10 protein-coding genes are annotated in these 11,196 nt (G+C 67.9%); 3 read left to right on the forward strand and 7 right to left on the reverse strand.

Annotated features, from left to right (window positions below; all coding sequences use genetic code 11):
- The 6 genes from pheT to rpmI form a co-directional block, all read right to left on the reverse strand.
- A partial coding sequence (gene pheT, locus FV228_RS10225; RefSeq protein ID WP_147854525.1) for a phenylalanine--tRNA ligase subunit beta occupies positions 1 to 1,923 on the reverse strand: 1,923 nt, incomplete at its 3' end.
- Between the two features lie 18 nt (positions 1,924 to 1,941).
- The gene (locus FV228_RS10230; RefSeq protein WP_147854526.1) at positions 1,942 to 2,424 is read right to left on the reverse strand and encodes a hypothetical protein; all 483 of its coding nucleotides are present in this window, start codon (positions 2,422 to 2,424) and stop codon (positions 1,942 to 1,944) included.
- A complete protein-coding gene (locus FV228_RS10235) occupies positions 2,424 to 2,723 on the reverse strand; it encodes a hypothetical protein (RefSeq protein ID WP_147854527.1) in 300 nt (99 codons plus the stop codon). Before FV228_RS10235 ends, FV228_RS10230 begins: the two co-directional genes overlap by 1 nt.
- Before the next feature lie 20 nt (positions 2,724 to 2,743).
- Positions 2,744 to 3,826, reverse strand: a complete 1,083-nt coding sequence (pheS, locus tag FV228_RS10240) for a phenylalanine--tRNA ligase subunit alpha (RefSeq protein WP_147854528.1) — start codon at positions 3,824 to 3,826, stop codon at positions 2,744 to 2,746.
- Between the two features lie 164 nt (positions 3,827 to 3,990).
- Entirely contained in the window at positions 3,991 to 4,368 is a 378-nt protein-coding gene (rplT, locus tag FV228_RS10245; protein WP_007561402.1) for a 50S ribosomal protein L20, read from the reverse strand.
- A gap of 50 nt (positions 4,369 to 4,418) precedes the next feature.
- Positions 4,419 to 4,622 (reverse strand): 50S ribosomal protein L35, encoded by a 204-nt coding sequence (rpmI, locus tag FV228_RS10250; RefSeq protein WP_007561407.1) that lies wholly within the window; start codon positions 4,620 to 4,622, stop codon positions 4,419 to 4,421.
- A 374-nt stretch (positions 4,623 to 4,996) separates the two neighbouring features.
- On the opposite strand from rpmI, the gene FV228_RS10255 reads away from it, so the two are divergent.
- The 3 genes from FV228_RS10255 (at position 4,997) to dapE (ending at position 10,168) form a co-directional block, all read left to right on the forward strand.
- On the forward strand, positions 4,997 to 6,127 hold the full coding sequence (locus FV228_RS10255) for a glycosyltransferase family 4 protein (RefSeq protein ID WP_147854529.1): 1,131 nt from the start codon (positions 4,997 to 4,999) through the stop codon (positions 6,125 to 6,127).
- Between the two features lie 147 nt (positions 6,128 to 6,274).
- Positions 6,275 to 8,617 carry a glycogen debranching N-terminal domain-containing protein gene (locus FV228_RS10260; RefSeq protein ID WP_147854530.1) on the forward strand — a complete coding sequence of 781 codons (2,343 nt, stop codon included), beginning with the start codon at positions 6,275 to 6,277 and terminating at the stop codon, positions 8,615 to 8,617.
- 381 nt (positions 8,618 to 8,998) lie between these two features.
- Positions 8,999 to 10,168: a succinyl-diaminopimelate desuccinylase gene (gene dapE, locus FV228_RS10265; protein ID WP_147854531.1), complete on the forward strand. Its 1,170-nt coding sequence runs from the start codon at positions 8,999 to 9,001 to the stop codon at positions 10,166 to 10,168.
- A gap of 224 nt (positions 10,169 to 10,392) precedes the next feature.
- Here dapE and truA read toward each other — a convergent pair whose 3' ends face one another.
- Positions 10,393 to 11,145, reverse strand: coding sequence for a tRNA pseudouridine(38-40) synthase TruA (gene truA, locus FV228_RS10275; RefSeq protein WP_147854532.1), 753 nt, complete (start codon positions 11,143 to 11,145; stop codon positions 10,393 to 10,395).
- Between the last annotated feature and the right edge of the window lie 51 nt (positions 11,146 to 11,196).

Here is an 11,196-nt window from a genome sequence, read left to right on the forward strand (position 1 = left end):
CACCTGCAGGCCCCCCGTCGGCACGCCGAGGGCGCCGAGCAGGGCCAGCGCGTCGGCCTTGGCGTCGAACACGTCGACGGTCTTGGCCGCGCCGTCCCAATGGCGCCCGGCGCCCGTCAGGGTGGCACTGCCGCGGCGCACGGCGGCGGCGCGGATGCTCTGCCCTTCCGGCTCGTCCGAGGCGAAGCACTGGCCGACCTCGAACAGGGCCGCGTCCGGGTAGCCGCGGTCGGCGTTGCGCTGCGCCGCCCGCAGCAGGCCCGGCACGAGGCTCGGGCGCATGTCCGACAGTTCGGACGCGATCGGGTTGGCGAGCACGAGGTCGGCGCCGCCACCGCCGAACAGCTCGGCATCGGAATGCGGGACGAAGGACCAGGTCACCGCTTCCATCAGTCCGCGGCTCGCCAGGGCCCGCTTGGCCGTCCGGGTGCGCTTCTGCATGACCGTGAGCAGCGGCCGGCCGATCCCGGCAAGTCGCGGCAGCGGCTTCGGCTCGATCCGGTCCAGGCCGGCGATGCGGATGACCTCCTCGACCAGGTCTGCCTTGCCCTCGACATCGGGCCGCCAGGACGGCGTCAGGACCTTCACCCGGTCACCGGTGCCGGAGATGTGGAAACCCAGCGTCTCCAGGATCAGCTTAATCTCGATTCGCGGCAGCTCGATGCCGGCCAGGCGCCGCACCTCGGTCCAAGGGAAATCGATGATCCGCTCCGCCTCCGGCGGCTCGCCGGCGATCGTCGCCTGGGAGGGCGTGCCCCCGCACAGATCGACCACGAGGCGCGTGGCAAGGTCGAGGCCGGGGATTGTGAAGGCCGGGTCGACGCCGCGCTCGAACCGGTAGCGCGCATCGGTGATGATGCCGAGCCGGCGCCCGGACTGGGCGATGTTGGCCGGATCCCACAGGGCCGATTCGATCAGCACGTCCGTGGTGGTCTCGTCGCAGCCGGAGGCCTGGCCGCCCATGATGCCGGCGATCGATTCGACGCCGGCTTGGTCGGCGATCACCACGGCGTCGTCGGTGAGCGGGTAGGTCCGCCCGTCGAGCGCCAGCAGGCTCTCGCCCTCCTGGGCGCGCCGCACCGTCAGATGACCCGAGACCTTGGCGGCGTCGAACACGTGCAGCGGCCGGCCGCGATCGAAGGTGACGTAGTTGGTGATGTCCACGAGCGCGTTGATCGGCCGAAGACCGATCGCCCGCAGCCGGGCCTGCATCCAGGCCGGCGACGGACCGTTCTTCACGCCCCGCACGAGCCGCAGAGCGAAGAGCGGGCAGAGCCGGCGATCCTCGGGTGCGAAGGACAGGTCGACCTCGACCGGGCAGGGGCCTTCGCCGCGCACACCCGGCGCAGCCTCGTGCTTGAGGGTGCCGATCCCGGTCGCCGCGAGGTCGCGGGCGATGCCGTGCACCGAGGTGCAGTCCGGACGGTTCGGCGTCAGGTTGATCTCGATGACCGCATCGTCGAGCCCGGCATAGAGGGCGTAGCCCTGGCCGACCGGCGCATCGGCCGGGAGTTCGAGGATGCCGTCATGGTCATCCCCGAGTCCGAGTTCCGCCCCCGAGCACAACATGCCGTGGCTCTCGACGCCGCGGATCGTGCCGACCGAGAGGGTGATCGCCTTCCCGGGCACGTAGGTGCCGGGCGGCGCGAACACCGAGACGAGACCCGCGCGTGCGTTCGGCGCACCGCAGACCACCTGGATCGGCGCGCCGGCCCCGGTCTCGACGGTGCAGACCCGGAGTCGGTCGGCGTTCGGATGCTGCTCGGCCGTCAGGATCCGGGCGACGACGTAGGGCTTGAGCGCGGCCGCCTTGTCCTCGACGCCCTCGACCTCGAGACCGATGCGCGTCAGCGTCTCGGCGATGGTGTCGAGGGACGCCTCGGTGTCGAGGTGTTCCTTGAGCCAGGAGAGGGTGAATTTCATCGATCGTAACCTCTCGGCTCAAGAGAGCCGGGCTTTCGTTATGAGGAGGATGGCCAGCTTGCGGCGTTGATCGTCGCCCAGGGACTCAAGAGCCTCCACGGCCTCTCCGGCGCGAGCCACGATCGCGAGTGTTTCATTCTTGTTCACGAGCAGGGCCGGAGGGCTGTAATCGGCGAGGTGACGCCGCTCCTGGAGAAACGCGAAGGTCGCACCGATCCTGGCCACGACAGGTCCGATCTCGGCTGCCTCAGCGGAGGTGAGACGCTTCCTCGCTTGGCCATGATCGAGCATGCGGTAGATGGGCTCCAATTCGCCGGTTCGGCTCCAGCCGACGATCACACTCGCGCAAACGAAACAAAAACCGTGGAAGACGGCGTAATAGGCCGTGCTCACCGCACGTCGCATCGACGCCTTGCGCAAGTTCATCCGACCGCTCTGGTGGGCTAGCGTTTCGGCCACTTCGAGAAGGTCGTAGACGATGGGATTGCCGAGCCGTGGCATTACGGATTCCCACACTCGTCATCCGTTAACACCTCATCATCGGGATATTCGACATTCAGATAGGGGAATCGATCTTCGCCCCGCTCCAAGAGTTGCATCCGCAAATCGGCGTTGGCCCCATTTAATCGCCCTCCGTCAGTAACGCCGGAACCGGGTTTGAAGACCGCTTTCAGGAACAAGGACGGCTCGCCGGAGTGATCGAAGCCAGGATGCACCTCGACCCGCTCGTAACCGGAACTTCCAAGCGTCCGAGCAAGGATCTCGCTGGCGATCGTACGGATCTCGCTCTCAGTCATCATCGCCGCCTCCCGACCTCTCCCTACCCCGTCAGACCGCCGATCAGGCTCGGCACGTCGAGCGGCCGGAAGCCGTAATGGTCGAGCCATCGCACGTCCGCGTCGAAGAACGGACGCAGGTCCGGCATGCCGTATTTCAGCATGGCGATGCGGTCGATGCCGACCCCGAAGGCGAAGCCCTGCACGGCGTCCGGGTCGAGGCCGCAATTGCGCAGGACGTTCGGGTGGACCATCCCGCAGCCTAGGATCTCCAGCCAGTCGTCGCCCTCGCCGAAGCGGATCTCGCCGCCCTTGCGGGAGCACTGGATGTCGACCTCGGCCGACGGCTCGGTGAACGGGAAGAACGACGGGCGGAAGCGCATCTTCACGCCGTCGACCTCGAAGAACGCCTTGCAGAACTCCTCCAGCACCCACTTCAGGTTGGCGATGTTGGCCGCCGTGTCGATCACCAGGCCCTCGACCTGGTGGAACATCGGCGTGTGGGTCTGGTCGGAATCGTGCCGGTAGGTCCGGCCCGGGATGATCACCCGGATCGGCGGCGTCTGAGACCGCATCGTGCGGATCTGGACGGGCGAGGTGTGGGTGCGCAGCACCTTGCGCTTCCCGGCATGGTCCGGCGCCAGGAAGAAGGTGTCGTGCATCTCGCGCGCCGGGTGGCCGGGCGGGAAGTTGAGTGCCGTGAAGTTCAGTTCGTCGGTCTCGATATCGGGGCCTTCCGCGACGGCGAAGCCCATGTCGGCGAAGATCGCCGTGATCTCGTCGATGACCTGGGTGATCGGATGGATCCGGCCGCGGACCTCCGGGGCCTCGCGCAACGGCAGCGTCACGTCGACCCGCTCGGAGGCGAGGCGTGCCTCCAGGGCGGCTTCCATCAGAACGGTCTTGCGGGCGGTGACGGCGCCCTGGATCCGGTCACGCAGGCCGTTGATCAGGGGCCCGCGCTCCTTGCGCTCGTCCGACGTCATCGAGCCCAGCGTCTTCAACAGGTCCGAGACGCTGCCCTTCTTGCCCAGCGCGGCGACGCGCACCGCGTCGAGGGCCGTCTCGTCGGAGGCCGCCGTCACTTGAGCCAGGAGGTCGCGTTCGAGGGTATCGAGATCGGTCATCGCTGCCTTCGAGCAGGGTTGTCGGAGCCGCCGTTGCGGCGTGCTCTCGCGCGTTGTTCGCCGTCGCGCAAGCGTGCGCGTGTCAGGGCCGTGCCCCTGGAACGCAGAAGGCGCGACTCTCGGGAGAGAGCCGCGCCTTCCTGTGTCTCGCCGAGGGCCTGAGGTCAGGCGGCCTTGGCGGTGGTCTCGGGGAGGGCGGCCTTGGCCTTCTCGACCACGGCGGCGAAGCTCGCCGGCTCGTGGATCGCCAACTCCGACAGCGCCTTGCGGTCGACGACGATGCCGGACTTCGCAAGACCGTTGATGAAGCGCGAATAGGTCAGGCCATGCTCCCGGACCGCCGCGTTGAGGCGCTGGATCCAGAGGGCGCGGAACGTGCGCTTCTTATTCTTGCGGTCGCGATAGGCATACTGCATGCCCTTCTCGACCGCCTGCTTGGCGATGCGGATGGTATTCTTGCGCCGGCCGTAATAACCCTTGGCGGCCTTCAGAACTTTTTTGTGCTTCGCGTGACTGGTCACGCCGCGTTTGACGCGGGCCATCGGTTATCTCCTGGTTTCGACGAAAGACAGTGGCAACGGGTGACGAAGGCTTACCGCGCGTTCGGCAGGAAGTACTTCTTCACGTTGGCAGCATCGCCCTCGAACAGGGTCGTGGTGCCGCGCAGGTTGCGGATCTGCTTGGTCGTCCGCTTGATCATCCCGTGGCGCTTGCCGGCCTGGGCGTACATCACCTTGCCGGTGCCGGTGATCTTGAAGCGCTTCTTGGCGCCCGATTTGGTCTTCAGCTTGGGCATTTGGCTCTCCGTTGCGCGAAAATCCCTCCAGGCCGACCCGTGAGGGTCGGATGAGGTGTGCGCGATGATGCTTCTGGTGGAGCAGCACGAGCCGCCACGGCAGCCCTATCGGCCGGGCGGTTCGACGCGGGGCGGCTTATGACAGAAACGCGAAGCCACGGCAACGGCTTCGGCGGCATCGCAGCCCTCCGCTCATACAGCCTGGAAGCAGGCTCGCATCGGGGAATGCGGGGACAGCTTCCGCGCTGCACAAAAGTTATCGAGACAACCTGCAGGCGCAGGAACCATAACCTTGGCCGTCGGTTTCATTCATGTCCCGCTCAGGCCGGCAGAGTTAGACCTCTCGTCAAAGTCGGCCAACCAGGAGACACTTCGTGCGCATTGCCCAAATCGCTCCGTTGTCGGAGGCCGTCCCTCCGAAGTTCTACGGCGGCACCGAGCGCGTCGTCAGCTGGATCACGGAAGAACTGGTCCGCCAGGGCCACGACGTCACCCTGTTCGCCAGCGGCGATTCGGAGACGTCGGCCAAGCTCGCCGCCTGCACGCCCGAGGGCCTGCGCCTGCTCGGCTACCGGGATCACACCGCCAGCCACCTGGCCATGCTGCATCAGGTCCATCGCCGGGCGCACGAGTTCGATATCCTGCACTTCCACATCGACCTGCTCCAGTATCCGATGTTCGAGGATCTGAACCACAAGTGCATCACCACGATGCACGGTCGGCTCGACGTGCCGGACTTCATGCCCGTCTACCGCACGTTCACCGGCATGCCGCTCGTGTCGATCTCCGACAACCAGCGCGAGCCGATGCCGCCGAACGTCAACTGGCTGGCGACGATCCATCACGGCCTGCCGTCGCAGAATTGCCCCTACACCCCCGATGCTGCGGGCGGCTACCTGGCGTTCCTGGGCCGCATCTCCCCTGAGAAGCGCCCCGACCGTGCCATCGAGATGGCGATCCGCTCGGGCACGCCGCTCAAGATCGCCGCCAAGGTCGATAAGGCGGACCAGGATTACTGGGACGAGGTCATCGAGCCGATGACCCATCACCCGCTCGTCGAGTACATCGGCGAGATCAATGAGGAGCAGAAGAAGGCGTTCCTTGGCAACGCCCTGGCGCTTGCCTTCCCGATCGATTGGCCGGAGCCCTTCGGCCTGGTCATGATCGAGGCGATGTCGGCCGGCACGCCGGTGATCGCGTTCCGCAACGGCTCCGTGCCGGAGGTGATCAAGGACGGCGTCAGCGGCGTGCTGTGCGAGACCATGGACGACGCGGTGAACGCGGTGGCCAAGGTCAAGACCATGAGCCGCGAGGGCGTGCGCCGCCATTTCGAGAGCCAGTTCACCGCCGAGTGCATGGTCAAGAAGTACGTCGCCGCCTACGAGGAGCTCCTGTCCCGGGGCGCCGACGTGATCCAGATGCAGAAGTCCGGGTTCCAGCCGCATTACGGCGACGTCAACGGCTCCGCGCGTCCGGCCATCTCGGTCGCCGCGATGCCGGCCTAAGATCCGGCATCGGGCTTGCGAGAGACGGCCAGCCCGGCCTAGCGTCGTAAAGGCGCCTCATCCGAATGGTCACGAGGGCCGCCGCATCAGCGTTGATGCGGCGGCCCTCTCGATTCGTACCCTCACACGCACTCGGAGACGTTCTGCATGGCGGCGGAGAATACGGCGGCCCACGACGCGACCGCGCGGACACAGGGCGGCACCGTCTCGGTAGCCCCTGGCTTCCAGGACGCTGACGATGTGCTGCCGACCTACCACATCGAGGCTCACACCTCGCTGGTCGAGCGCCCGCTGCGGGCCCTGAAGTTCGGCGAGGCGTTCGGCGTCCTGGATTCCTACGGGGATATCGGCGTCCAGCCCGGACCGGAGGGCCTGTACTTTCAGGACACCCGGTACCTGTCCCGCCTGGAACTCACGGTGGAGGGCCAGCGTCCGCTGATGCTGTCCTCGGTGATGCAGGACGACAACGGCGCTCTCAGCGTCGACATGACGACGCCCGACATCCGCCTCGACGCCCACGACGAGACCTCGATCCCGCGCGAGACCATCGCGATCGAGCGCACCAAGTTCCTGTTCCGGGGCGCCTGCTACGACCGCATCGGCCTGCGCTCGTTCGATTCCAAGCATCGCCGCCTGCGCATCGCCATCACGTTCGATGCCGATTACCGCGACCTGTTCGAGGTGCGCGGGACGGACCGCAAGGAGCGCGGCAAGCGCGGCGTCCTGGTGGCGAGCGACCGGGAGGTGCAGTTCCGCTATGTCGGGCTCGATGAGATCGTGCGCACGACCTCCCTCCACTTCGGCCCGAAGCCGGACGTGATCGAGCCGGGCCGCGTGGCCTTCGACGTGTCCCTGCCGCCGGAGGGCCGTGCCTCCCTGTTCATCCGCGTGGCCTTCGAGGCCCACCGGGCCTTCACGAAGCCCCCGGGCGCCGAGATGGTCGGCGAGGACGCGGCCGCCAAGCTGACCCTGGCGGCCAATGTCGGCGGCGCCCGTCGCGAGCCGAAGGACCTCGCCGAGGGCATGATCTTCGCCCGGGCCTATCGCGATTCGCGTCGGGACCTGCGCGAGCTGACGGCGGGGATCACCACGATCATCTCGTCGAACGACCAGTTCAACGAGGGCCTGTGCCGGGCCACGGCCGACCTCTACATGCTGGCGAGCCGCACGCCGGAGGGGATCTACCCGTTCGCCGGCATCCCCTGGTATTCCACGGTGTTCGGCCGCGACGGCATCATCACCGCCATGATGGCGCTGTGGATCGATCCGAAGTTCGGCCGCGGCGTCCTGCGCTACCTCGCCGCGACCCAGGCCCGGGCGGTCGACCCTGCCGCCGACGCCCAGCCCGGCAAGGTGCTGCACGAGACCCGCCGGGGCGAGATGGCGATGCTCGGCGAAGTGCCGTTCCGCCATTACTACGGCACCATCGACGGCACGCCGCTCTTCGTGATGCTCGCCTGGGAGTACTACGCGGTCACGGGTGACCTCGAGACCATCAAGGCGATCTGGCCATCCCTGGAACTCGCCCTCGAATGGATGGACCGGTACGGCGACCGCGACGGCGACGGCTTCGTCGAATACGCCCGCGACACCGACAAAGGCCTCGAGAACCAGGGCTGGAAGGACAGCCACGATTCGATCTTCCACACCGATGGCCAACTCGCCAAGGGCCCGATCGCGCTGTGCGAGGTGCAGGGCTACGTCTACGCCGCCAAGAACGGCATGGCCAAGCTCGCGGCGCTGCTCGGGCACGATCCGATGGCCGAGCGCCTGTCGCAGGAAGCCACCGCCCTGCGCGAACGCTTCGACGCCGCGTTCTGGAACGAGGAGATCGGCACCTACGCGCTGGCGCTGGACGGCTCCAAGAAGCAGTGCGCCGTGCGCTCGTCGAACGCCGGGCACGCCCTGTTCACCGGAATCGCCAAGCCGGAGCGGGCCGCCCGGGTCGCCGAGACCCTCCTGGGCAAGGACGGCTTCAACGGCTGGGGCGTGCGCACCATCGCCAAGGGCGAGGCGCGCTACAACCCGATGTCGTACCACAACGGCTCGATCTGGCCGCACGACAACGCCCTGATCGCGATGGGGCTGGCCCGCTACGACCGCAAGCACGAGGCGGCGCGCATCTTCCAGGGGATGTTCGACACCTCGCTCTACCAGGACCAGAAGCGGCTACCGGAACTGTTCTGCGGCTTCATGCGCCGGCGCCAGCGCGGTCCCGTGGCGTACCCGGTGGCCTGCAGCCCGCAGGCCTGGGCCGCGGCAGCGCCCTTCGCGTTCCTGGCCGCCTGCCTGGGCCTGGAACTCGACCACGACCGCAACAGCGTCCGGTTGAAGAATCCGGTCCTGCCCGGATTCCTCGACGGCGTGACGCTCTACAACGTCAAGCTGGGTCACTCGCGCCTGGACATCCGGTTCCAGCGCTACGACGACGACGTCACGGTCTCGGTGCTGCGCCGCCACGGCGACGTGCAGCTGATCGTGACGAAGTAGGCGGGCCCGCCAGTCGCCGCGGCCCGGTGACGGCGCCGCGGCGGCTGGCTTGCAGCCGACGTTAGGCTTTGTTCATGGCAGGTCGAGGACGGGACAGCTGACACGCCCCTTCCCGGACGCCTGGACCGTCAGTGGAATGTGCTCCGGGACCCCGGAGGGGGACGCGCCGCGAGGCGGCAACAATGAATGATTTAGCGGACGCTTCGCGGGTCTTCGTGCTGGGTCCCGGATCGCATTCCGCTGCTGCTGCATACGCCCGGGAAAAGGCGCTGCGCGAACGGCAATGTTCTCGGATGATAGCTTCTCGTCGGTCTCCCGTCTGCGGACCGCCCGACTTGGTGTAAGGGGCAACGTCAGCCCATCCGTCCCGGGACACGCCCCATGCCGGCCGCTCAATCCGCTCTGTCGCTCGCTCAGGCGCTGATCCGCTGTCCCTCCGTGACGCCTGAGGATCGCGGCGCCCTCGATATCGTGGCGCAGGCATTGAGCGGAGCGGGCTTTTCGGTGGAGCGCCCGGTCTTCGCCGAGCCGGGCTATCCCGATACGCCAAACCTGTACGCGCGCATCGGCACGCGCGGCCCCTGCCTCGTGTTCGCCGGCCACACCGACGTGGTGCCGGAAGGCGACGGGGCCTGGCGCCACGGACCGTTCGACGGGGCGGTGGCGGACGGCATGCTCTACGGCCGCGGCGCCGCCGACATGAAGGGCGGCATCGCCTGCATGCTGGCCGCGACCCTGGCGTTCCTGGGCCGCAGGGGCAGCGACTTTGCCGGCTCCATTGCCTTCCTGATCACCGGCGACGAGGAGGGGCCGGCGGTCAACGGTACGGTGAAGCTGCTCGACTGGGCCCGTGCCCGGGGCGAGCGCTTCGACCATTGCCTGCTCGGCGAGCCGACCAATCCGGGACGGCTCGGCGAGATGATCAAGATCGGCCGCCGGGGCTCGCTCACCGGCAAGCTGACCGTGCTGGGCCGCCAGGGCCACGTCGCCTACCCGCACAAGGCCGAGAATCCGATCCCCGGGCTGCTGCGGCTCGCCTCGGCGCTCGTCGCGGAGCCGCTCGACGGCGGCACGGCGCATTTCGACGCCTCGAACCTCGAATTCACGACGATCGACGTCGGCAACCCGGCCACCAACGTGATCCCGGCGACCGCCCGGGCGACCTTCAACGTCCGGTTCAACGACGACTGGACCGCGGAGAGTCTGGGCGCCGAACTCCGCGGGCGGCTGGAGCAGGCCGCCGGCAACGCGATCCGCTTCAGCCTGGACCTGCAGCCCTCGAACGCACCCGCCTTCCTGACCCGGCCGGACGCCTTCGTGGATCTCGTCTCCGAGGCGATCCGGGCCGAGACCGGCCTGACGCCCGCCCTGTCGACCACCGGCGGCACCTCCGATGCCCGCTTCATCAAGGATGCCTGCCCGGTGATCGAGTTTGGCCTCGTTGGCGAGACCATGCACCAAGTGGATGAATGCGTGGCCGTGGCGGATCTCGACCGCCTGACGGCAATCTACGAACGGGTGCTGGAGGCGTATTTTTCGGCACAGGACTGATCGGACGGCGCGTTCCGATCCGGTCCGATCCGGCTTCCCATCCCGCCCTCATCCTGACCTGATTGCGCCATCGGGCCTCGAAGGAGCCCTTCAGATGGCTCGGCGATCCCGGGAGGACTCCTCCGAGGCCTCCGCTTCGCTCCGGCACCTAAGGATAAGGGAGAGATAGGATCCCCGTTGCCACGAACCGTCTTCCGCCGGAAATCGCGATTTCGAATACGCGGTCAGGCGTAATCCACCCCCACGAACGTCAACCCGGCGGCCGGCGCGAGCGGCCCGCACCGGCGCTTCTCGCCGGAGGCCAGGATGTCGGCGACGTCGTCGGCCGAGAGCCGGCCGCAGCCGGCGAGCATCAGCGTTCCGACCATGGCCCGGACCTGATGGTGCAGGAACGAGCGCGCGCAGGTCGTCACCACGATCTCCTCGTGCAACGCCATCGTCGTGCGGGCGACGTCGAGCCGTTCCAGGGTCCGGATCGGGCTGTTGGCCTGGCATTCGGCGGCACGGAACGCGGAGAAGTCGTGCAGGCCGACGAGGCGCTGCGCGGCGCGGTCCATCGCGTCCGGATCGAGCGGCCAGGGCACCTGCCAGACATGGGCGCGGGTGAGCGCGGCGGGGCTGCGGCGGTTGAGGATCCGATAGCGGTAGTGCCGGCGGATCGCGGAGTAACGCGCATCGAAGCTCGTCGGGACGATCTCGGCCGAGAGGATCGCCACCGGCCGGGGGCGCAGGTGGGCGTTCAGCGCATCCCGCACCGTGTCGGCCCGCCAATCCTTGACGAGGTCGAGATGGGCGACCTGATGGATGGCGTGCACCCCGGCATCGGTCCGGCCGGCGCAGGTCAACCGGGATTGCTCGCCGGAGAAGCGGGTCACCGCCGCCTCGATCGCCCCCTGGACCGTGGGCGCCGCGGTCTGGCGCTGCCAGCCGCAGAACGGCGTGCCGTCGTATTCGATGACGAGCTTGTAGCGGGGCATCAGCCGAGACGCGTGCCGGGCGCGATGCGCGCGCCGCGCACGAACTCCGCC

The organism is Methylobacterium sp. WL18 (genome assembly GCF_008040015.1).
Lineage (GTDB): Bacteria > Pseudomonadota > Alphaproteobacteria > Rhizobiales > Beijerinckiaceae > Methylobacterium > Methylobacterium mesophilicum.

What these genes read in the sequence shown, in the direction of transcription:
- FV228_RS10230 (WP_147854526.1), bottom strand. Translation starts at nt 2,424, where the DNA reads ATGCCACGGCTCGGCAATCCCATCGTCTACGACCTTCTCGAAGTGGCC.
- FV228_RS10235 (WP_147854527.1), bottom strand. Translation starts at nt 2,723, where the DNA reads ATGATGACTGAGAGCGAGATCCGTACGATCGCCAGCGAGATCCTTGCT.
- pheS (WP_147854528.1), bottom strand. Translation starts at nt 3,826, where the DNA reads ATGACCGATCTCGATACCCTCGAACGCGACCTCCTGGCTCAAGTGACG.
- rplT (WP_007561402.1), bottom strand. Translation starts at nt 4,368, where the DNA reads ATGGCCCGCGTCAAACGCGGCGTGACCAGTCACGCGAAGCACAAAAAA.
- rpmI (WP_007561407.1), bottom strand. Translation starts at nt 4,622, where the DNA reads ATGCCCAAGCTGAAGACCAAATCGGGCGCCAAGAAGCGCTTCAAGATC.
- FV228_RS10260 (WP_147854530.1), top strand. Translation starts at nt 6,275, where the DNA reads ATGGCGGCGGAGAATACGGCGGCCCACGACGCGACCGCGCGGACACAG.
- dapE (WP_147854531.1), top strand. Translation starts at nt 8,999, where the DNA reads ATGCCGGCCGCTCAATCCGCTCTGTCGCTCGCTCAGGCGCTGATCCGC.
- truA (WP_147854532.1), bottom strand. Translation starts at nt 11,145, where the DNA reads ATGCCCCGCTACAAGCTCGTCATCGAATACGACGGCACGCCGTTCTGC.